Raw genomic sequence first — 20,570 nt, 5'->3', positions numbered from 1 at the left:
CCAGATCAGACCTTTTCCAGCGTGCAAAGTAACGGATGCTCGTGCTCCTTAGCATACATGTTCACTTGCGCAGCTTTAGTTTCTGCGACCTCTGCCGTATAAATTCCGCAAACTGCTTTCCCTTTTTGATGGACATCCAGCATTAGTTGCGTTGCTCGTTCAACATCATAAGAAAAGAACTTTTGCAATACGTCAACCACAAACTCCATAGGGGTATAATCGTCATTGTTAAGAATAACCTTATACATTGATGGTGGTTGTAGTTTTTGTTTTGCTTCATCCCTAATAAACTCTTCAACTTTCAAGTTGTTATAAAACTCAGTCATCATTCTTCCATTGGGTATTAACTTTCCGCTGAATTTTAGTATGAACTAATTCATTCTACTGCTATATATTTTATCACTTCATAAAGCACTCTGCTTACCCCTCTTTGATTAACGAATAAAGATTTTGCGTAAAAATCGGATATCGTTATCTATATCAAACTTTGGTCATTTGGGACAACTTGACGCTGTTTATGTGCTTGACGACGTAATCAATTTCACTACAGTATATTTTATGAACACCACCTTCTGTCTGGGTGTTTGTTCATATTTCAAAATTTTTAGTGACTCTTAAACCCGAAATCGAGATACGAGGGATAGAGAAGTATGGAAACAGGTACTGTTAAATGGTTCAATAATGCAAAGGGCTTTGGATTTATTTGTCCAGCCAGCGGAGGCGATGATATATTCGTTCACTATTCAACCATTCAAATGGATGGTTATAGGACGCTGAAAGCTGGGCAGAAAGTGAACTTTAGCGTTCATCAAGGCCCTAAGGGTAACCACGCCAGCCTTATTGTGCCTCTGGAAGATAGCTCAAAATCGAAACAAGAGTAACCCGATAAGCTCATAATTTCCACGCCACAAATAGGCTATGGGCTTATTTGTGGCGTGCTATTTTATTCCCTTGCAAGCGCCTCTATGGGATTGAGACGAGCTGCATTTCTCGCAGGCAGGAAGCCAAATACTATTCCTATTGCCGTTGAACAACCAAACGCGATAATAAATACAATGGGGTTATAAACGAAATTCCATTTCGGCAGCATCCACTGTGCAATCAAAGAAAGGCTATATGACAGGGTAATCCCCAGTATTCCCCCGATTAAACAAACCAAAACAGCTTCAATAAGAAATTGCTGCATAATGTCACTGGTTCTGGCACCAACCGCCATGCGAATACCAATCTCCCGCGTACGCTCGGTAACTGATACCAACATGATATTCATGACGCCAATTCCCCCTACAACCAAAGATATTACTGCAATTAACGTTAAAAATATTTGCATCGTCCGTGTTGTTTTATCCATTATTTTAATGATTGTATTTACGTTATAAGTGTTGAAGTCTTTTTTGCCATGAAGGAATATCAACAACTGGTTAAGTTTTTTTTCTGCTTCATTGGAAGAATAGCCATTTTTCAGTCTGACAACGATCGAATTCAAGTAATTTCGATTCATCAAACGGCTATTCATCGTACTGTAGGGCATCCAAACTTGTAATGAATTACTCTTATTAAGACTTTGCCCACCCACAATTACACCAATCACCGTCAGGGGGATATTTGCCAACAACAACTGTTTACCTATCACATTGTTCTGGTGAGGAAAAAACTTCTTACGTGTATTATCGTCAATGACAATCACCTGAGACTGGCGATAAATCATTTCGGCAGTAAAAGGTATGCCTTGGGAAAATTTCATGGCATTTACCTGAAAAAACTCATTTCCTACACCAGATATCTGTGTATTAGCATCTATATTTCCTTGGCGCAAACGCCCGCTGTATGTGAATTCTGGAGAAACAGCCTGAACATAGGGCTGAGATTTTATTACAGGGATATCGTTAAGTTTCAGTGCCTGCATACTCAAAGCATTATCACTGCCAAAATCTTTTCCGGGGTAAATCGATATAGAATTAGTCGCAATAGATTTAATATCTGATAACAACATCGACTTTGCCGCATCACCAATCACTAGAATCGTTGCGACAGAAGCAATACCTATTATAATTCCAAGCATTGTCAATAGAGTACGTAGTTTATTAACATTCATGGCGCGCCATGCCATAAATAAAGCTTCATTAAAACGTCCCCAGATTTGTTGAACTGAAGAGGTTTTTGCATCTGCAATCTTTTCTTCCAAAGAGGAGATATGAGGCAATGTTTGATGCTCAGAAGCGCATGAATCACTCATGATTCGCCCATCTTTAATCTCAATCACTCTTTGCGCCTGTGCAGCAATATTAGGATCATGAGTAACAATAACAACCGTATGCCCTCGTTGGCAAAGCGTCTTCAAGATGTCCATCATTTCCTGACCAGAAGTACTATCCAATGCTCCTGTCGGTTCATCAGCAAGAATGACCTGACCACCATTCATAAGTGCCCTGGCAATGCTAATTCGTTGTTGCTGCCCACCTGAAAGCTGGCTTGGTCGATAGTTAATCCGATTTTCCAATCCAAGACTCTTTAGCAATTCAATAGCCCGCTCACGACGTTGTATTTTGGAAATACCGAAGTAAGTTGCCGGAACCTCAACATTTTGTTCGGCTGTTAAATGCGTCAATAAATGATAACGTTGAAAAATGAACCCAAAATATTCCCTGCGCAATTCTGCCAATTGATTGCTATCCAAGTCAGCAATATTTCTCCCTGCAACCCAATATTCTCCACTGCTGGATTTATCCAAGCAGCCAAGTATATTCATCAAAGTGGACTTACCTGAACCCGAAGCGCCAACAATAGCCACCATTTCCCCAGCCTGTATGGATAACGAAATATTATCCAAGACATTGACTTGTCCTTCTCCAGATGGATAACTACGGCTAATATCTTTCAGTTCCAATAACACACTCATGATTAATCCTCTACGTCACTATCACTGCGGTTAGTGATCACACGTTCATGTTCCTTTAATCCAGAGAGCACTTGAACGTTGGTGTTATCAAAGGCACCTATCGTAATTTTGCGTTTCTCTGCTTTTCCATTATGTAAGACACTAACTTCATATTGGGTAGAAGCTATATTTTGGGGTGATGATACATTTTGGGTTGAAGACGTATATTGGCGAGAAGATATCTCTAAGGCGGAAATCGGGATCATCAATACATTATGCAACGACTGTAGATCTATTTTTACTTGTGCAGTCATCTGTAAGCGTAAGATATAGCTGGGATTAGGTATTTCAAAGCGGGCATAGTAGAAAATAGCATTATTCACAATTTGCGGTGTTGCTAGAATATCTTTCAAAACGCTGTGAAATTGCCTTCCCGGAGCCCCCAAGATGGTAAATGATACTTTTTGTCCGGGCTTTAAATTTATGACATCGGCCTCCGATACTTCCGCATTAACTACCATGGTATCGAGATTTGCAAGTGTCAAAATAGTGGGTGCTTGCTGTGCAGCAATCACAGTTTGTCCCTGAAATGTTTTGATATCTGTCACTGTGCCCGCGATAGGGGCAGTGATTCTGGTATATTGCAAATTTGTTTTTGCAGTATCAAGTTTGACCTTATTTTGCTTAATTTGCGCCATTAAGTCGTCAATTCGGGCGGCCTTAGACTGCATATCTGTCATGCTGGAGTCTAATTCCTGCTGAGGTGTTAAATGTAATTTAAACAAATGCTTCAGACGATTCACTTTGAGCTGCGCAAGTTTTAATTCTGCCTTCATGCCACGGAGATTAGCCTCCAGTGATTTCGCGGTTTCCTGTATTTCTGCCACAGAATTTTTTGCTGTTTGTGGGTCAATCAATGCCAATAATTGACCTTGTGTAACCTTGTCTCCTAATTTCACATAAAGTTCTTTCAACTGACCACTAACCTGGGCCCCCACGTCAACTTTACTGACAGCGTCCAACTTCCCTATCGCTAGGACACTTCTTTCTAAATCCCTTTTGATCACTGCGCTCGTCTGGTATGTGACTGGCTTCGGCGAATAGAAAAGATAGGACAACACAAAGACAATAGTGATAAAGATAAGCCCAGTCCCAACCCAGCGATACTTGGTAGAAAGACGATTCATTACAAATACCCACCATTAAATATGACCTCTAATTATTTCACTTTACTGTAGACAATATAAACGTAACCTATCAACGGGATATTTCTGATAAGAAAATGTCTGATTATTTTCTTTCATCCCTCTTAAAAGTAATGGAATAGCGCCAACGCCGCGTTCTTCTGCATAGTTGGTAATAACAAACTCCCCTTTTCCACATCGGGTTTACTTAATTTTTTTTATAACACCCCTTCTATTAGAGATTAAAAAATGCGTTGAGTTTCAGTATGCTTCCCTTTATCCTGTTTGTTACTTTAGTGTAAATTTTTTGTTTTCATACGCTTACTGACCTTTGTAGCGGATTTTAGTTATCAGGACTATACCCTTCGTCTTTCAAGTTGCCTCTTTGTTGGCTGCGCTCACTCACCCCGATCACATAGTTATCTATGCTTCTGGGGATTTGCTCCCTTGCCGCCGCGACGCATCTTGAAATCCATTGGGTATAGATAAAAAGATGTTTTTTTATTGAATAAGGATATGAATCATGTATTCAGGACTGTTGATTATTCTCCTGCCTTTGGCTCTGGGTTATCTTATTCATCTGAGTAATAAATCGATGCTAATCCTTGTGCATCAGCTACTCAATGTCATGGTTTATATCATTCTCATTCTGATGGGCGTCAGCCTCGCCATGCTGGAAAACTTGGGCAGTAATTTACTTTCTATTTTGCTGTATGCGATGACGTTTTTCCTGTGCACTTTTATAATTAACATACTAGCGCTTTACCTCTTGGATAAACGGGACCCGTGGATTATTAATGCACATAAACAAGAAAAGCCTCCTTCCCGTTTACATATGGCATTAGATTCCGTCAAATTATGTGGTGCATTAATATTGGGATTTCTCATCGGGTTAACAGGTTGGTCATGGTTTCGTTTTTCCGGCCAAGCCAGCAAGGTAGCTTTGATTTTTTTACTCTTTCTGGTTGGAATTCAACTGCGCAATAACGGTATGAGCTTAAAACAAACGCTGTTGAATCGCCGTGGCACGATTATCGCCATCGTGGTTGCCATCAGCTCTTTGCTTGGCGGCATATTGGCCGCATTTTTACTGGAATTGCCCATCAAAACAGGTCTTGCCATTGCGTCTGGGTATGGTTGGTATTCGCTTTCCGGCATTTTAATTTCTGATGCTTATGGGCCTGTACTTGGTAGTGCTGCGTTTTTCAATGATCTGGCTCGTGAATTGGCATCAATCATGCTCATTCCCATATTAATAAATCGCTACCGTTCAACCGCATTGGGTTTAACTGGTGCTACTTCAATCGACTTCACTTTACCGATCTTACAACGCTATGGAGGTGTAAGTATTGTGCCGGCGGCCATCGTTCATGGTTTTATATTGAGTTTAATAACGCCTTTGTTTATCGCATTTTTTACTCAATAAAAAGCAATCTTCATTTGATACACGATCTGACTAAAAAAGCTTTTTTGATATAAGGTTAGCCTATTTAATCAAGGAAAGAACAAAAAACGATCTAAAAAATGGCTTCAACTTGATTATTTAACCTTATAATTCGATTAAAATAACAATTTTTCGCAGATATTATTGCATAGTTATGTTTGCAAGATTAATATCACACCAATCAATTAACTATTCACATTTTTCGCATGAACATTCAATTAAAAAACATCAATTGTTTCTATGGCTTACATCAGGCTCTGTTCGATATCAATTTTGAATGTACATCGGGAGAAACTGTTGTCTTACTAGGGCCAAGTGGGGCTGGAAAGAGTTCTTTGCTGCGTGTCTTGAACCTGCTAGAAATGCCTCGTTCTGGGCTGCTCAATGTGGCAACACACCAATTTGATTTCAAACAGCAGCCTAACCACAAAGAAATTCTAGCATTACGACAAAAAGTTGGTATGGTCTTCCAACAGTACAATCTGTGGCCACATTTAACTGTGATGGATAATTTGATTGAAGCGCCTTGCCGAGTGTTGAAGCAATCTAAACAACAAGCGAGGGAAAAAGCGGCAAAACTACTTTCCCGACTTCGTTTGGATGAATTCGCTAACCGTTTTCCATTACATCTTTCCGGTGGGCAGCAACAGCGGGTTGCCATTGCACGTGCGTTAATGATGGAGCCTCAGGTTCTATTGTTTGATGAACCTACTGCTGCACTCGATCCCGGAATCACCTCTCAACTCATTGACATTATAAAAGAATTGGCTGAAACCGGTATCATCCAAATTATCGTGACTCATGAGGTGGAGCTGGCCCGCAAAACAGCAAGCCAAGTTGTATATATGGAGCAAGGACACATTATTGAAAAAGGTGACGCAACTCATTTTATGTGCCCTCAAACAGAAGCCTTTGCTCATTATTTATCACACTGAAATACCAGACTGAATCTGTAAACCCGATAGATTTCAAGCCACAGCATCACCAATAAAGCAGCAGCTTGAAAGATGAAGTGTATATATCGATAATCGATTACAAAACAAACATCAAAGCAGTTATCAACCATAAAGCTCATGAACGACAGGATATTGCTATGAAAAAATTATTGTTTGCAGCTTTGTTGAGTGCAGTAACCTTATCAGCAACCGCAGCAGAGAAAGCCACTCTCCGTTTTGCAACAGAAGCAACTTACCCTCCATTTGAATTTATTGATGCAAACAATAAGATTCAAGGATTCGACATCGATTTGGCTAATGCCATATGTGCAAAGCTCAACACAAAATGCACATTCTCCAACCAGGCTTTCGATAGCCTCATCCCCAGCCTGAAATTCCGCCGTTTTGATGCCCTGATGGCTGGCATAGACATTACGCCAGACCGCCAGAAACAAGTTGATTTCACTCATACCTATTATGATAACTCTGCCACTTTCATTGCTATCAAAGGGAAATTTGACCAAATTACGGCTCTCAAAGGCAAACAAGTGGGGATCCAGAATGGAACTACACACCAAAAGTATTTGATGGAGCAGCATAAAGAAATCAAGACCGTACCTTATGACAGCTACCAAAATGCAATTCTGGATTTGAAAAATGGCCGTATTGATGCTGTGTTTGGTGATACTGCCGTTGTCAATGAGTGGCTAAAAAAGAACCAAGAATTAAGCGCAGTTGGCAATAAAGTGACAGATAAAAACTATTTTGGTATCGGTTTAGGAATTGCAGTTCGCAAAGGCAATACTGAATTGCTGAATAAACTGGACAAATCACTAGCAGAAATTAAACAAGACGGTACTTACGATACCATCTACAAAAAATGGTTCAAACAATAAACTAAACCCCAATGAATGAACTTCAATCTTTAATCAGTGCCGCCGGAATTACCGTCGGCCTTGCTATTTCTTCGCTGGTCATTGGTTTAATTTTGGCAATGCTTTTTGCTGCATGGGAATCCATTCGCTGGAAACCTATCGCGTTTTTAGGCTCCTGCTGGGTCACATTGATCCGAGGACTACCTGAGATTTTAGTTGTTCTCTTCATCTATTTTGGAAGTTCACAACTTCTGATTATGTTGTCCGACGGTTTTGATATCAATCTTATTGCCTGGCACTTCAGAATACAGATGAAAATTGACAATTTTAATGTTAGCCCTTTCCTATGTGGCGTTATCGCTCTGTCCTTGCTCTATTCCGCTTATGCTTCACAAACGCTGCGGGGAGCATTGAAAGCGGTTCCAATAGGGCAATGGGAAGCTGGACAAGCTCTGGGATTGAGCCAAAGTCGTATCTTTTTTCGCTTGATTATGCCTCAGATGTGGCGCCATGCACTACCCGGACTGGGTAATCAGTGGTTAGTTTTGTTAAAAGATACTGCGTTGGTTTCATTAATTAGTGTTAATGACTTAATGTTACAAACAAAAAGTATTGCAACCCGAACTCAGGAACCATTCACATGGTACATGATTGTTGCTGCGATCTATCTGATAATTACCTTGATCAGCCAATTTATTCTCAAACAGCTTGAAATACGCACCACCCATTTTGAACGGAGTGCTACATGATGTTTGAGTATATCAAGGAAATTTTACCCGGTTTGCAAATCAGCCTCAGTTTGACTTTCTCAGCACTCTTGGCTGCACTCATGCTATCCATTGTCCTGACCATGATTCTGACAATGAAATTGCCTGTGCTTTCTCAATTGGTAAAAGGCTATATCACCCTATTTACCGGAACCCCACTGCTCGTTCAGTTTTTTTTGATCTACTACGGGCCGGGGCAATTTCCGTCAATCAAAGAATATCCGTGGTTATGGAAACTTATGTCAGAGCCGTGGCTGTGTGCAATGGTTACACTGGCATTAAATAGCGCAGCCTACTCAACCCAGCTATTTTACGGGGCTGTCAAAGCAATTCCTGCGGGACAATGGCAATCCTGCCAAGCTCTTGGTATGTCCAAAGCACATTCTATGCGCATTCTGTTACCTTATGCTTTTAAGCGAGCGCTCTCTTCTTATTCCAATGAAGTTGTATTGATTTTCAAGAGTACTTCACTAGCCAGCACAATCACCCTATTAGACATAATGGGATATAGTCAGCTCCAATTCGGGCGCAGTTATGATGTAACAGTATTTATTGCTGCAGGTATAATTTACCTTTGCATAAATGGTCTTTTGACACTACTGATGCGTATGATTGAACAGCGTGCCTTATTATTTGAACATCGAAATTAATCAATCTCCATACTGAATAATCTGACTTGACTTCCCCTATTCCGTGATAACAGTAAGTTATCACGGAATAATCATATAAATCAGGTTATTAATTTACATCAAGAACTAACAATGCCAATGTTTCATAATGTTCAGTATGAGGAAACATATCAAATAACTGAATTTTATCTATTCGATATTGCTTAAGCATAGTTATATCTTTCGCCATTGTCTGAGCATTACAACTTGAATAAAGAATAAATTTTGGTGCCATCCGGCTCAGATATTCACAGAGTTCCTTACCAATTCCTCTCCGAGGAGGGTTTACCAGTACTAACTCAGGTATTTGTGATTTATCAAGGGCGAAATGGGTGGAATCCAGCGCCTGAAAGTCCACCTGTTCTAACCCAAGGCTTTTCGCAGAACTTTTGGCGCAACTAATCGCTTCTGTACTGATCTCAATACCCGTCAGTCTGGTCTTTTTATCTGCACAATGCAGACCAAAACCACCAGCCCCACAAAACAGATCCCACATACTGCAAATGCTCAATTCCCTAACCCAACGCCCGGCTGTTGCATACAATTCTGAAGCAATATCCGGATTCGTCTGGAAAAAACTACGTGGGCGAATATACAGCGGAATATCGTTAAAAACTTCCATCAACATTTTGCGCTCAGTAAAAATGATTTCCTTTTCACCTTCCAAAATCGCCATGTGGGTTGGTTGAATATTAGCGGACACCACTGTTGCTTGTGGCAACTGTTCCTTTAACCAAGGCAAAGATCGCTCCAACTGAGCCAATTTTGTTTCTGAACGCAAGACAAAGCGCAGCATCATTTCACCATTAGCACGACTTTCTGTCAGAAGAATATATTTTAATTCCCCTTTCTTACGTTCAACGTTGTACGGAACCAAGCCAGCTCTGGCGATAAATGTTTTTATTACTGCAAATACTGTCTGAAAATATTTTGGATACAGCGGACAATCACAAAGATCCACTGTTCTGCCATCACGATGCAACATGCCAAGCAATGGGCGTTCAACGCTACCACTTACTACCATCTTGGCTTTATTACGAAACTCACTCGTTTTGCTGGTTACTGGCGATAGCCAATGTACTACTGATGTTTCCTGTAAAAGTTGTTTTAAATGTTGTTGTTTATCAGATAATTGCTGTGAATAGGACTTATCGAGCCACTGGCAGGAGTGACAATGCCCCGCGGTATACTGCACACATTGCATTGTAAAAAACCGTATCAAAAAATATTAGTGCAAAGTAAATGTTGATGTTTCCGTCGAGGTCAAAGAGTCTTCATCTTCAACTTCCACCTCAATTTCCATCTCACTTTCCATATCATGATTGACATAGAGAAGATTATTGCTGTGAATCTCAAAAATCACATTAGCAATTTGCTCTTCACCCTGCTGTATAAAATTGGAAAACTGTTTGAAAGTCATTCCAGCAGCAGCCGGAAATGCCTGACAAACAATCAACTTAGGCAAGTTTTCATCCTGAATATCAAGAAATGCCTTTACAGTGAGAGAACTGGCATTAATCTGGCTCAAATTAGCAACCAGTGGAATTATTGCAGTTGGCCTAACTTCAGCCAGAGCAGAAAACAATACTACATCCCCCAACAGATCGATCTTGGCATCAAACAGGCCATCAATATTCTGCATATGAGGCAAATGCAAGACTGAGCCTGAATCATTCTCAAAATAAGAGATCTTGAGTTGTTCAAGCCACGTGCGCAAAATTGACAAATCGGGAATAACCATAGAATCCATCGAATTAACCTCATATGACCGAGAAGTTGCACATGCTACCTAAAGGGCCCCCTGCAAGTAGCAGAACGAACAATAATTAATCTATTTTATTTTTCATCATCAGTGACAATCTGATGATTTTTATCCGCTTTCTTATGATCGATTCCCAAAAAGGAAAGATTATAGACCGCACGCCAGATAATATGGATAGCTGCCGGTAACAAGCAACCGATACCCAATAAGATCATAGCAATGTGCGCTTCTGTCGTCATTAATAAAGGTGATAGAATTATGCTATCAGTTATCGACAAGTAAGCCAGAACTAATAGACCAACTCCCAATACTTCCAATAAAATGACTAACTTAGGCATGTCAGCCAATGAGCGCATCTCTTTTGATGGGTTAATATTCATTCTTTAACCTGTTTCAGCCTGAAAAATAGGTTTCCCATTACTCAATAGACTTCAGTAAATTATAGTAAGCCTATCATACCTGAGCCCAATTATTGGCAGGGCTAATTACAATAAAAGGTAATTCCTGCTTTTTTTTATTAATACTTACAGGCATAGTTACTCCAGATGACACTCTATGAAGTTCATGATCATTACCACTAAGGAGTTTGTATGTACACTGTCATTTTTGGCCGCCCTGGTTGCCCATACTGTGTTCGCGCTAAAGAGCTAGCCGAAAAATTAAAAACAGAGCGCGACGATTTTGATTACCACTATGTGGACATCTGGGCCGAAAACATCACCAAAGACGACTTATCAAAAACAGTGGGCAAACCTGTTGAAACTGTTCCTCAGATCTTTATTGACGAAAAACACATCGGTGGTTGCACAGATTTTGAAGCCTATGCCAAAGAAAATCTGGAACTATACAAATAATTGAACCAGATAATTAGCTAGAAAATCGGTCGCTTAAAAACCGCTATCCAGCCATAAGCCTTATCCTTACTGGATAGCGGTAACCTTAACCATACTACCCTTCGAAAAAGATTCCATCCTCTTGAAAAAATTTTGTGATTTTTTTCTCAAGGATGAGAACTTTCACATCCTAATGTAGTCTTAATTATTGCCACTGCTTTTCTTTGATGTCCCCATATTGAGGAGCCCGATAGTCATCCACTTTGGTTAAAGACTATCGGGTTTTTTGTTGTTCACAACGCGAGTTACGAGTTACTTGCAGGATAGAAGTTACCTTTCATTACTATCACAATCTATATATTATTAACTTATGCAATATCAACAAGCATTAAATAAAATTATGAATCCATACGATTCTCTTTTTTTATAGGTTATATATTGTAAAATTACTGTTTTTAACAATAAGTTGATAAAATAGAATCATCTTGTTTGCATAATATCTCGCTTATGAGGCTTACTTTGCTAGAACAACTTAACCACAATCTGTTTACGTTTATCAACGCAACACCAGATTCGCCACCAGTAATGATCTCGCTTGCCATTTTTATAGCAAAATATTGCGTATTTATTTACCCCATCACATTGGCCACTTGTTGGCTTTGGGGAAAAGAAAAGACCATTGCATCTCAACGCATAGTTGTCAGTAAATCTTGCATTGCTTTTGCCTTTGGCATAACTGCTTCCTATATCATCGGAACAATTGTTCCACATGCCCGGCCATTTGTTGAAGGTTTTGGCTATAACGTTCTCTACCACGCTCCTACGGAATCTTTTCCCAGTAACCACGGCACAGCAGTTTTTACTTTCGCCCTGGCATTTATATTTTGGCATCGGATTTGGTCAGGTTTATTTTTAATGCTCATTGCTTGTGCAATTGCCTGGTCCCGTGTCTATGTGGGGGTTCACTGGCCAATAGACATGGTAGGCGCATTTTTAGTAAGTCTGTTAGGGTGTGCTTTTTCCCAAATACTTTGGAAACAATATGGAGAACGTTTACAAAACAAACTGACTCAGCTTTACCAATTCTGTTGTGCATTCTTTATCAAAAAAGGATGGATAAAAAATTAATTAAACGTCAATACAGCCCCAATAGATTTCAAATAGCGGCATGAAAACGGGCTTCTCAAGTATATAGTTAACTATTCACCAGTCACATAATTATAATAACTATGTGGCTGGCACCACTGAAGCATTTACACATAGCCAACAAAACAACAAATAACCACCATATAAACAAACAAACCATTAACATTTAATTTGCTACTCATGATGACTTTAGATATCAGAATAAAATCCTTTGTTATATTTAACAATATATAACCTAACAAATGATTACCATATCTTCATAAACACAGAGTAAATGAAAAAATCTCCCATGAAAAAATTGCTTATTCTTAAACCCTTACCGATGAATAATCAATAAAAAGCAAATTTTCATCTAAAGACAGAATGTCATATAAAACAAAGATGAAAAGAATAATTTACCTTATTTATCATTTGGTTAATCAAACACAGATTACAGATAAATATAGAAAGATAAAAATATTGACATTTATAATTCAATTTGAGCCCATACTAACGCCAAAAAATAGCATTCATTAATATATAAATATCATTGAACGGAAAATCAGTTAGGTATTAGAGTTTAAAATAAAAAATAATGATACATCCTTTAACAACGATTGAGGTTTATTTTATTTAATATTTAATCAACATTTAGACAAATATTTATAACAACCTTCATTTTCTATATAAATCTTGCAATTGCGAGAGTGATCACGGTACATTTCACTGAAAATAACTATATTTTCCCCATCAAAAGTCTGGAGTTAAGTTTTTGGATTTAGGAATCAAAAAACAAAGCAGATGAGTTGCAAAACCCATTGCTTTAGATGAACAGATTTTAGTCAACTTATTAATGTAATAATAGTGTAATAACAATGTAGTAGTAACAATGTAATAATAATGTAGTAGTAAAGACGTTTAGATAAACACCAGCGCAATATCTGACAACTTATACATATAAAAAAATCCAACTCGCGCATTTAATTAATGTGCGGGTTTAGCAGTTTTTAAATTTTACTTTACCGCGTTATTTCGGAGATATTTATGGACACATCTCAATCAGGCTCAATCGCATCCTCTGCTTCTTCTGGTAAAAGCGATTACACTACCTGGCGTAAATCAGACACTGTATGGATGCTGGGATTATATGGCACAGCGATTGGTGCCGGCGTTTTATTTCTCCCCATCAATGCTGGTATCGGTGGTTTGATTCCACTCATTATCATGGCAATTCTTGCGCTTCCCATGACATTTTTTGCTCACCGTGGAATGTGTCGTTTTGTTTTATCAGGTAAAAACAGCGGTGAAGACATCACCGGCGTAGTAGAAGAACATTTTGGTAAAGTTGCAGGTTTCCTGATCACAATCCTCTACTTTTTTGCCATTTATCCTATCCTACTCGTATACAGCGTTGCACTGACCAATACGGTAGAGAGCTTTATTGTGCATCAGCTACAAATAGATGCTCCTCCACGTGCATTGCTGGCGTTGGTATTGCTTCTCGGTGTGATGAGCATTATCCGCTTCGGTGAAAAAGCCATTGTTAAGGCAATGAGTGTATTGGTATTCCCATTTGTCACCGTTTTAATGCTGTTGGCACTGTATTTAATCCCTCACTGGAACACAACCATCTTTGATACCCTGTCGCTGAGCAATACCATATCTTCCACAAGCAATAGTGGTCTGCTATTTACCCTGTGGCTGGCAATTCCTGTTATGGTTTTCTCCTTTAACCATTCTCCAATCATCTCAGCCTTTGCAGTTGCAAAACGTGAAGAGTATGGTGAGCATGCGGAGAAAAAATGTTCACGCATTCTGGCTTATGCCCATATTATGATGGTGTTGACAGTCATGTTCTTTGTTTTCAGCTGCGTACTGAGCTTATCACCTGAAAACTTGGCAGAAGCAAAAGCACAGAACATCACTATTCTGTCCTATCTGGCTAACCACTTCCGCGTACCAACTATTGAATATATTGCTCCACTCATCGCTTTTATTGCTATTACCAAGTCTTTCCTTGGTCACTATCTCGGTGCTCGTGAAGGCTTCAACGGCATTGTGAACAAAGCAATGATGAACACTAGAGGAAAAACTATTCAGCACAAAACGCTGAATCGTATCACCAGTCTCTTTATGTTAATCAGTGCTTGGTTCGTAGCTACACTTAACCCAAGTATCCTGAATATCATTGAGTCACTGGGTGGGCCAATTATTGCGATGATCCTGTTTATCATGCCAATGTACGCAATCAGCAAAGTTCCAGCTATGCGCAAATATGCAGGTAAACCAAGCAATATTTTTGTTATTGTGACGGGTTCAATTGCTATTTCAGCAGCAATTTATTCAGTCATGTAATCAAAATCCATGTGCTGCCTTTTTCGGCGGTAGAACCTAAAAAATGCCAGTCAACCTTTTGGTGACTGGCATTTTTACTAACCGAAAATAGAGTTAAACCAACCAATAACCGTTTTTACAACGAAATCCCACATACGTCCAAAGAAACCACTTTCTTCCACTGCTTCTTTAACTACTAATGGGCGCTGGTCAATGATTTTATCATTCAGCACAAAGTCCACTGTGCCTACAATTTGATTCTGAGCCAATGGTGCTTCAAGTGAAGCATTATTTAGAGTAAAGCTCGCTTTCAGATTTCCTGCTTGTCCACGGGGAACTAACACCGAAGCATCTTTTTCCACTCCCAATGCGACTTTTGAACGAGTCCCATACCATACTTTTTCCGTCACCAATGTATCACTGGCCTTCAACAGTGTGGCAGATTCATAAAAACGAAATCCCCATGACAATAGTTTTTCGCTGTCAGAAAAACGCACTCGATCACTGGGAGCACCCAATACGACTGAAATAAGGCGCATTGGCCCCTCAGTTGCCGATGCAACAAGGTTATAGCCAGCCCCACTTGTATGTCCGGTTTTGACACCATCCACATTCATATTTTTATTCCACAACAGACGATTGCGGTTAGGTTGGCGGATTTTGTTAAAAGTGAACTCTTTTTCTTTATTCAGGGCGTATTCTTCCGGTACATCACGGATCATAGCCTGACTCAAAAGAGCCATATCATGAGCGGTACTATACTGCCCTGCTGCATCGAGGCCATGCACTGTCTTAAAATGGGTATTCGTCAATTTTAGTGTTTCCGAGTATTTATTCATCAAATCAACGAAAGCATCCTGACTGCCTGCTACATAATCTGCAAGTGCAATGCTGGCATCATTACCGGATTGAATTACAATACCGCGGTTCAGATCAATCACCTTAACCCTGTCACCCGGCTTCAAAAACATCAGGGATGATCCTCTAAGTACCGGATTCCCTGTAGCCCAAGCATCTTTGCCAACGGTTACCATGTCTTCCATAGAAATTTTCCCTGACTTAATCGCCTGCCCAATGACATAGCTGGTCATCATCTTCGTTAAGCTGGCAGGGTCTAACCGCTCATCTGCGTTATTTGAGGCTAAGACTTTTCCACTGGAATAATCCATCAACACATAAGCTTTTGCATCAATTCCAGGTGCTGCGGGCTGTTCCATTGCGTATGCGTTGACACTAACCAACCAGAAAACACTCAAGCTAAAAGTAAAAGATTTAATTATCGGTATCTGCTGCTTTTTTTTCATCGTCGCTCACCTTTTTTTCTGCTACTCAACTTTGTGTCGTATCTACAGAGTAAATATGAAAAATAAAAACGCTATTAATATAGGATGTTATAAAAGAAGACTCCAATCCAAAACGTAAAGGCTTTTCTGTTATCCAACGGGTTTTATTGGCATATTATCAATAGATAAGAATGTTCTGACATTAAGGAAAATAACCATGTTGACAATCTGGGGTCGTAAAAACTCATCAAACGTAAAAAAAGTTCTTTAGTGTCTGGAAGAACTAAATGTGCCATATCGACAAATTGATATTGGTGGCAAATTTGGCAGACTCAACGACCCTGAATACCTGCGGATGAACCCCAATGCAGTTATTCCTTGTTTACAAGAAGACGATTTTATCTTATGGGAATCCAACACAATTATTCGTTACATTGCTGCAAAATTTGGCAAAGACAGTCTTTATCCATCCGATCTTCGAGAAAGAGCCAGCATTGAAAAATGGATGGATTGGGTAGGCTGCAACCTCTTCCCTCCTATTAAACAATTCATGATCAGCTTTATCAGAACACCGGAAGACCAACGCGATCCTAAAATGATCACCCAATCCTTAACAGAGATTGAAAAATTACTGAAAATTATCGATGACACCTTAAGCAATCAACAATATCTTTCCGGTAACACATTTGGCATGGCAGATATTGCGCTAGCTCCACTGGCCTATTTATGGTTAAACGTAGAAATAGAGCGCCCATCTTTGCCAAATCTAGAGCGCTGGTATCAATTACTGACCGAAAGACCCACTTTTAAAAAAATTGTCATGATAGAAATAAATTAAGCTTTTTCCTGTTAGCTCATTGGCATTCTGCCGGGATCTGGGAACTGGTATTCAAACCCCAGTTCCCGACAGATACGGCTACCATCAACTATCTTGCTCTCAATTTCTACACTTTCTGACTGCAAAAATTCTGGTGGAGTCAGATCGAGCTGATGACAGGCTAACGGATAAAATTCCGATCTTTTCGGGTGTATTGGCGCGCACAAATTAAAGATATGTCCGCCTTCCGGTTGTTGAATAAGAAGCTTAATGGCAGAAATAACATCATCTTGATGAACCAAATTGACCGCATTATTTCCTCCCCTGAGTGCTTTTTTCCCTGTAAGAAAACGTCCAGCATGACGTCCATTACCCACCAAACCAGCCAGACGTAATATATCGACCGATGTATTGGGGAGTTGATGCAGCCAGTTTTCCAACTCTACTAACGCCTTGGCTGATGCAGTTTCGGGCCGCAATGGTTCATCTTCATTGAGATAGCCAACAGACGATCCATAAACTGAGATTGAACTAGTAAAGATAATCCGTGGAACCGAATAAGCAAGCGCAGTATCAACAACCAATTGCACTGCTTGTACATATTTTTCCCCACCGCCAGCAACACCACTAACGGGCAGTGCCAAAACCAGCACATCAACAGACATCAATTGGTCAAGAACATCTGCATCACAGATAATCTGAGGCTCCAAGTTCAGTAAATAACAATCTATCCCACACATACATGCAGCTTCAACACCATCTGGTGTTGTTTTACTACCTACGACCTGCATCCCTCCGCTTTGTAATGCTTGAGCCAATGGCATTCCTAACCAGCCCAATCCAATAATGGAAACTTTTCTCACCATGATTCTCCCAAGAGCAATAGCGTTTTTACCCGTAGGCCATTATATGACCATGACTAACATTACTCAGATATTGATTTAATGGCAACCGAGCATATTTCAATTTAAAAACAATGCATTAATACAAAATAAACATCTTTTTTAAAAAAAAGTTTGCTTTTTATACATAAAATCGGATAGGTTAAACAACAAGCAACCAATTCTTAAACGTAAATATAACGTTACGTACAAGTATCACTCAGTACAACGTACTCTTGTATAAAGATCTTTTTGTATAAAAATAAGGTCATAAAAAACAGCTTTATATAAAAACGGCACTGAAAATAACATCAAACGCAGATAGAGAGTTCGTATACATGAATCGTATTCAATTTAACCATCACCACCACCATCATCCTGACTAGTCTTTCAGGCTGCTGTGTGCTGGAAGACATTTGACCCGTCTTCCGGTGGCATGAATATGATGAAAAACCCCCGGAAGATTTTCCGGGGGTTTTTTTATTCCTGATTTTTACAAATTAATGACTGACTGAATACTGAGATAGGATAAAACACAACATGCTAGATAAAACACGCTTACGCATAGCCATTCAAAAATCAGGCCGCCTTAGTGATGACTCCAGAGCATTACTGGCCCGCTGTGGTATCAAAATTAATTTACAGCAACAACGCCTGATTGCATTTGCTGAAAATATGCCTATCGACATTCTGCGTGTCCGCGATGATGACATCCCAGGTCTTGTCATGGATGGTGTTGTCGATTTAGGTATTATTGGGGAAAACGTCCTTGAAGAAGAATTACTGACTCGTCGGGCACAAGGAGAAGACCCTCGCTACTTAACATTGCGTCGCCTCGATTTTGGCGATTGCCGACTCTCTCTGGCAACACCTTTTGATTGCGATTATACAGGTGTGGAATGTCTGCAAGATTCCCGCATTGCGACCTCTTACCCGCATTTATTGAAACGTTATTTAGATCAAAAAAACATTCGCTTCAAATCCTGCCTGCTCAATGGTTCAGTTGAAGTTGCCCCTCGTGCAGGGCTTGCCGATGCTATCTGCGATTTAGTTTCAACAGGTGCTACATTGGAAGCCAATGGCTTGCGGGAAGTTGAAGTCATTTATCGCTCAAAAGCCTGTTTGATCCAGCGTGATGGAGAAATGCCAGCAGCCAAACAACAGCTCATTGACAAGTTGATGCTCCGCATCCAAGGCGTCATTCAGGCGCGAGAATCCAAATACATCATGCTACATGCCCCCAATGACAAACTGGAAGAGATTATATCCCTGCTTCCGGGCGCAGAACGCCCCACTATCTTGCCACTGGCAGGTGCACAAAATCGCGTAGCTATGCATATGGTCAGCAGTGAAACTCTGTTCTGGGAAACGATGGAAAAGCTTAAGTCATTAGGTGCCAGTTCCATTCTGGTTCTGCCAATTGAAAAGATGATGGAGTAACCTTGATGAACACCAATTTTAAGACCATCATTCGCTGGCAAGAATGCACACCAGAACAACAAAAAATATTGCTGACACGCCCGGCGATTGCCGCATCCGACGATATTTCCAACACGGTTAAACAGATTCTGGAAACCGTAAAAACACGCGGAGATCAAGCATTACAAGAATTCAGCCAACGCTTCGACAAAACGACTATTGAAACCATTCAGATTTCTGCAAATGAAGTGAATGCCGCCGCTGCTCGCCTAACGCCAGAAATCAAGCAGGCCATGCAACAGGCCATGAATAATATCCGTCAGTTCCACGATGCCCAAAAACCAGCAGAGATTGACATTGAAACATTACCGGGCGTTCGTTGCCAGCAAGTTACGCGGCCAATAGACTCAGTTGGGCTCTATATTCCCGGAGGCTCTGCCCCTTTGCCTTCCACGGTACTAATGCTCGGTACACCCGCCAATATTGCGGGTTGCCGTAAAGTCATCCTGTGTTCACCTCCCCCCATTGCTGATGAAATCCTCTATGCTGCCCAACTGTGTGGGATCAGTGAAATATTTCAAATCGGTGGGGCACAAGCAATTGCAGCAATGGCATTCGGAACCGAATCCATTCCCAAAATAGACAAAATTTTTGGTCCCGGAAATGCATGGGTTACAGAAGCCAAACGTCAGGTAAGCCAACAGATCGACGGTGCAGCGATCGATATGCCCGCAGGCCCATCTGAGGTACTGGTTATCGCTGATAGTGGAGCCAACCCCATATTCACAGCAGCGGATCTACTTTCACAAGCAGAACACGGCCCCGATTCCCAAGTCATTCTGGTAACCCCCGATGAAAATTTGGCAGAACAAGTTATCCGTGAAATTGAAACCCAGCTTGCAGTTTTGCCACGCCAGCAGATCGCAGCACAAGCCTTGCAAGCCAGCCGGATTATTATTACTGACGATCTCACCCAATGTGTGGCGATCAGCAATCAATATGGCCCAGAGCATTTGATCATTCAAACTCGTCAACCTGAGCAACTGGTTGAGCAGATTACCAGTGCGGGTTCCATTTTTCTCGGTGACTGGTCGCCTGAATCCGCTGGAGATTACGCTTCTGGCACTAATCACGTTCTGCCTACCTATGGCTATACTTCAACCTATTCCAGCCTCGGCTTGGCGGATTTCCTGAAAAGAATGACCGTTCAGCGGCTCACTCCCCAAGGATTAAGAAACCTCGCACCAACTATCGAAACACTGGCACAGGCAGAACAGCTCATCGCGCACAAAAATGCCGTTACGTTACGCATGACTGCCTTGAATAACGCAGATTGAGAATCCACAGGGTTTGATAACCATAAAA

21 protein-coding genes and 1 other annotated feature are annotated in these 20,570 nt (G+C 40.5%); of the genes, 13 read left to right on the top strand and 8 right to left on the bottom strand.

All coding sequences use genetic code 11. The annotated features are described in order from the left end of the window. Positions 1–5 precede the first annotated feature (5 nt). Complete coding sequence (clpS, locus tag PSI14_RS15845; protein ID WP_273576786.1) at positions 6–326, bottom strand: ATP-dependent Clp protease adapter ClpS; 321 nt, start codon at positions 324–326, stop codon at positions 6–8. A gap of 324 nt (positions 327–650) precedes the next feature. Between clpS and cspD the strand changes: the two genes are divergently transcribed. Continuing rightward, complete coding sequence (gene cspD / locus PSI14_RS15840; RefSeq protein ID WP_273576785.1) at positions 651–881, top strand: cold shock-like protein CspD; 231 nt, start codon at positions 651–653, stop codon at positions 879–881. 62 nt (positions 882–943) lie between these two features. Here the strand turns inward: cspD and macB are convergent, their stop codons facing one another. Further along, complete coding sequence (gene macB / locus PSI14_RS15835; RefSeq protein WP_273576784.1) at positions 944–2,899, bottom strand: macrolide ABC transporter ATP-binding protein/permease MacB; 1,956 nt, start codon at positions 2,897–2,899, stop codon at positions 944–946. Positions 2,900–2,901: 2 nt separating this feature from the next. After that, positions 2,902–4,065 (bottom strand): macrolide transporter subunit MacA, encoded by a 1,164-nt coding sequence (macA, locus tag PSI14_RS15830; RefSeq protein ID WP_273576783.1) that lies wholly within the window; start codon positions 4,063–4,065, stop codon positions 2,902–2,904. Between the two features lie 520 nt (positions 4,066–4,585). On the opposite strand from macA, the gene PSI14_RS15825 reads away from it, so the two are divergent. The 5 genes from PSI14_RS15825 (at position 4,586) to artM (ending at position 8,733) form a co-directional block, all read left to right on the top strand. Next, positions 4,586–5,488 carry a LysO family transporter gene (locus PSI14_RS15825; RefSeq protein WP_273576782.1) on the top strand — a complete coding sequence of 301 codons (903 nt, stop codon included), beginning with the start codon at positions 4,586–4,588 and terminating at the stop codon, positions 5,486–5,488. Between the two features lie 224 nt (positions 5,489–5,712). Further along, on the top strand, positions 5,713–6,441 hold the full coding sequence (artP, locus tag PSI14_RS15820) for an arginine ABC transporter ATP-binding protein ArtP (protein ID WP_273576781.1): 729 nt from the start codon (positions 5,713–5,715) through the stop codon (positions 6,439–6,441). 158 nt (positions 6,442–6,599) lie between these two features. Next, positions 6,600–7,337: an arginine ABC transporter substrate-binding protein gene (gene artJ / locus PSI14_RS15815; protein ID WP_273576780.1), complete on the top strand. Its 738-nt coding sequence runs from the start codon at positions 6,600–6,602 to the stop codon at positions 7,335–7,337. A gap of 11 nt (positions 7,338–7,348) precedes the next feature. Further along, positions 7,349–8,065: an arginine ABC transporter permease ArtQ gene (gene artQ, locus PSI14_RS15810; protein WP_273576779.1), complete on the top strand. Its 717-nt coding sequence runs from the start codon at positions 7,349–7,351 to the stop codon at positions 8,063–8,065. After that, positions 8,065–8,733: an arginine ABC transporter permease ArtM gene (gene artM / locus PSI14_RS15805; RefSeq protein ID WP_273576795.1), complete on the top strand. Its 669-nt coding sequence runs from the start codon at positions 8,065–8,067 to the stop codon at positions 8,731–8,733. The genes artQ and artM overlap by 1 nt, the downstream gene beginning before the upstream one ends. An 88-nt stretch (positions 8,734–8,821) precedes the next feature. Here the strand turns inward: artM and rlmC are convergent, their stop codons facing one another. From rlmC to PSI14_RS15790, 3 genes are all read right to left on the bottom strand, one after another. Further along, on the bottom strand, positions 8,822–9,955 hold the full coding sequence (gene rlmC, locus PSI14_RS15800; RefSeq protein ID WP_273576778.1) for a 23S rRNA (uracil(747)-C(5))-methyltransferase RlmC: 1,134 nt from the start codon (positions 9,953–9,955) through the stop codon (positions 8,822–8,824). A 24-nt stretch (positions 9,956–9,979) separates the two neighbouring features. After that, positions 9,980–10,501, bottom strand: a complete 522-nt coding sequence (locus tag PSI14_RS15795; protein WP_273576777.1) for a type III secretion system chaperone family protein — start codon at positions 10,499–10,501, stop codon at positions 9,980–9,982. A gap of 86 nt (positions 10,502–10,587) precedes the next feature. Continuing rightward, entirely contained in the window at positions 10,588–10,893 is a 306-nt protein-coding gene (locus tag PSI14_RS15790) for a YbjC family protein (protein ID WP_273576776.1), read from the bottom strand. A gap of 210 nt (positions 10,894–11,103) precedes the next feature. On the opposite strand from PSI14_RS15790, the gene PSI14_RS15785 reads away from it, so the two are divergent. The 3 genes from PSI14_RS15785 to PSI14_RS15775 all read left to right on the top strand — a co-directional run bounded on the left by PSI14_RS15785 (position 11,104) and on the right by PSI14_RS15775 (position 14,826). Further along, entirely contained in the window at positions 11,104–11,367 is a 264-nt protein-coding gene (locus PSI14_RS15785) for a GrxA family glutaredoxin (RefSeq protein ID WP_273576775.1), read from the top strand. 486 nt (positions 11,368–11,853) lie between these two features. Next, positions 11,854–12,474, top strand: coding sequence for an undecaprenyl-diphosphate phosphatase (gene ybjG / locus PSI14_RS15780; RefSeq protein WP_273576794.1), 621 nt, complete (start codon positions 11,854–11,856; stop codon positions 12,472–12,474). A gap of 1,041 nt (positions 12,475–13,515) precedes the next feature. After that, positions 13,516–14,826, top strand: a complete 1,311-nt coding sequence (locus PSI14_RS15775) for a serine/threonine transporter (RefSeq protein ID WP_273576774.1) — start codon at positions 13,516–13,518, stop codon at positions 14,824–14,826. Between the two features lie 77 nt (positions 14,827–14,903). Here PSI14_RS15775 and PSI14_RS15770 read toward each other — a convergent pair whose 3' ends face one another. Next, positions 14,904–16,109: a serine hydrolase gene (locus PSI14_RS15770; protein ID WP_273576773.1), complete on the bottom strand. Its 1,206-nt coding sequence runs from the start codon at positions 16,107–16,109 to the stop codon at positions 14,904–14,906. A 253-nt stretch (positions 16,110–16,362) separates the two neighbouring features. Between PSI14_RS15770 and PSI14_RS15765 the strand changes: the two genes are divergently transcribed. Next, complete coding sequence (locus tag PSI14_RS15765) at positions 16,363–16,926, top strand: glutathione S-transferase family protein (RefSeq protein ID WP_273576793.1); 564 nt, start codon at positions 16,363–16,365, stop codon at positions 16,924–16,926. 11 nt (positions 16,927–16,937) lie between these two features. Here the strand turns inward: PSI14_RS15765 and PSI14_RS15760 are convergent, their stop codons facing one another. Next, the gene (locus PSI14_RS15760) at positions 16,938–17,771 is read right to left on the bottom strand and encodes an SDR family oxidoreductase (RefSeq protein WP_273576772.1); all 834 of its coding nucleotides are present in this window, start codon (positions 17,769–17,771) and stop codon (positions 16,938–16,940) included. 353 nt (positions 17,772–18,124) lie between these two features. On the opposite strand from PSI14_RS15760, the gene hisL reads away from it, so the two are divergent. The 3 genes from hisL (at position 18,125) to hisD (ending at position 20,542) form a co-directional block, all read left to right on the top strand. After that, the gene (hisL, locus tag PSI14_RS15755; protein ID WP_113967449.1) at positions 18,125–18,172 is read left to right on the top strand and encodes a his operon leader peptide; all 48 of its coding nucleotides are present in this window, start codon (positions 18,125–18,127) and stop codon (positions 18,170–18,172) included. Then, positions 18,148–18,270, top strand: a sequence feature (His leader region). Its footprint overlaps the gene before it by 25 nt. A gap of 56 nt (positions 18,271–18,326) precedes the next feature. After that, positions 18,327–19,226 (top strand): ATP phosphoribosyltransferase, encoded by a 900-nt coding sequence (gene hisG / locus PSI14_RS15750; RefSeq protein WP_273576771.1) that lies wholly within the window; start codon positions 18,327–18,329, stop codon positions 19,224–19,226. A gap of 2 nt (positions 19,227–19,228) precedes the next feature. Beyond that, positions 19,229–20,542 (top strand): histidinol dehydrogenase, encoded by a 1,314-nt coding sequence (hisD, locus tag PSI14_RS15745; RefSeq protein WP_273576770.1) that lies wholly within the window; start codon positions 19,229–19,231, stop codon positions 20,540–20,542. The last annotated feature ends 28 nt before the right edge of the window (positions 20,543–20,570 follow it).

It is taken from the genome of Xenorhabdus anantnagensis (genome assembly GCF_028598555.1).
GTDB classification, from domain to species: Bacteria; Pseudomonadota; Gammaproteobacteria; order Enterobacterales; family Enterobacteriaceae; genus Xenorhabdus; species Xenorhabdus anantnagensis.
The sequence above is the reverse complement of the archived record's forward strand: the minus strand, read 5'-3'. Positions and strand labels throughout refer to the sequence as shown.

What these genes read in the sequence shown, in the direction of transcription:
- clpS (WP_273576786.1), bottom strand. Translation starts at nt 326, where the DNA reads ATGACTGAGTTTTATAACAACTTGAAAGTTGAAGAGTTTATTAGGGAT.
- cspD (WP_273576785.1), top strand. Translation starts at nt 651, where the DNA reads ATGGAAACAGGTACTGTTAAATGGTTCAATAATGCAAAGGGCTTTGGA.
- macB (WP_273576784.1), bottom strand. Translation starts at nt 2,899, where the DNA reads ATGAGTGTGTTATTGGAACTGAAAGATATTAGCCGTAGTTATCCATCT.
- macA (WP_273576783.1), bottom strand. Translation starts at nt 4,065, where the DNA reads ATGAATCGTCTTTCTACCAAGTATCGCTGGGTTGGGACTGGGCTTATC.
- PSI14_RS15825 (WP_273576782.1), top strand. Translation starts at nt 4,586, where the DNA reads ATGTATTCAGGACTGTTGATTATTCTCCTGCCTTTGGCTCTGGGTTAT.
- artP (WP_273576781.1), top strand. Translation starts at nt 5,713, where the DNA reads ATGAACATTCAATTAAAAAACATCAATTGTTTCTATGGCTTACATCAG.
- artJ (WP_273576780.1), top strand. Translation starts at nt 6,600, where the DNA reads ATGAAAAAATTATTGTTTGCAGCTTTGTTGAGTGCAGTAACCTTATCA.
- artQ (WP_273576779.1), top strand. Translation starts at nt 7,349, where the DNA reads ATGAATGAACTTCAATCTTTAATCAGTGCCGCCGGAATTACCGTCGGC.
- artM (WP_273576795.1), top strand. Translation starts at nt 8,065, where the DNA reads ATGTTTGAGTATATCAAGGAAATTTTACCCGGTTTGCAAATCAGCCTC.
- rlmC (WP_273576778.1), bottom strand. Translation starts at nt 9,955, where the DNA reads ATGCAATGTGTGCAGTATACCGCGGGGCATTGTCACTCCTGCCAGTGG.
- PSI14_RS15795 (WP_273576777.1), bottom strand. Translation starts at nt 10,501, where the DNA reads ATGGATTCTATGGTTATTCCCGATTTGTCAATTTTGCGCACGTGGCTT.
- PSI14_RS15790 (WP_273576776.1), bottom strand. Translation starts at nt 10,893, where the DNA reads ATGAATATTAACCCATCAAAAGAGATGCGCTCATTGGCTGACATGCCT.
- PSI14_RS15785 (WP_273576775.1), top strand. Translation starts at nt 11,104, where the DNA reads ATGTACACTGTCATTTTTGGCCGCCCTGGTTGCCCATACTGTGTTCGC.
- ybjG (WP_273576794.1), top strand. Translation starts at nt 11,854, where the DNA reads ATGAGGCTTACTTTGCTAGAACAACTTAACCACAATCTGTTTACGTTT.
- PSI14_RS15775 (WP_273576774.1), top strand. Translation starts at nt 13,516, where the DNA reads ATGGACACATCTCAATCAGGCTCAATCGCATCCTCTGCTTCTTCTGGT.
- PSI14_RS15770 (WP_273576773.1), bottom strand. Translation starts at nt 16,109, where the DNA reads ATGAAAAAAAAGCAGCAGATACCGATAATTAAATCTTTTACTTTTAGC.
- PSI14_RS15760 (WP_273576772.1), bottom strand. Translation starts at nt 17,771, where the DNA reads ATGGTGAGAAAAGTTTCCATTATTGGATTGGGCTGGTTAGGAATGCCA.
- hisG (WP_273576771.1), top strand. Translation starts at nt 18,327, where the DNA reads ATGCTAGATAAAACACGCTTACGCATAGCCATTCAAAAATCAGGCCGC.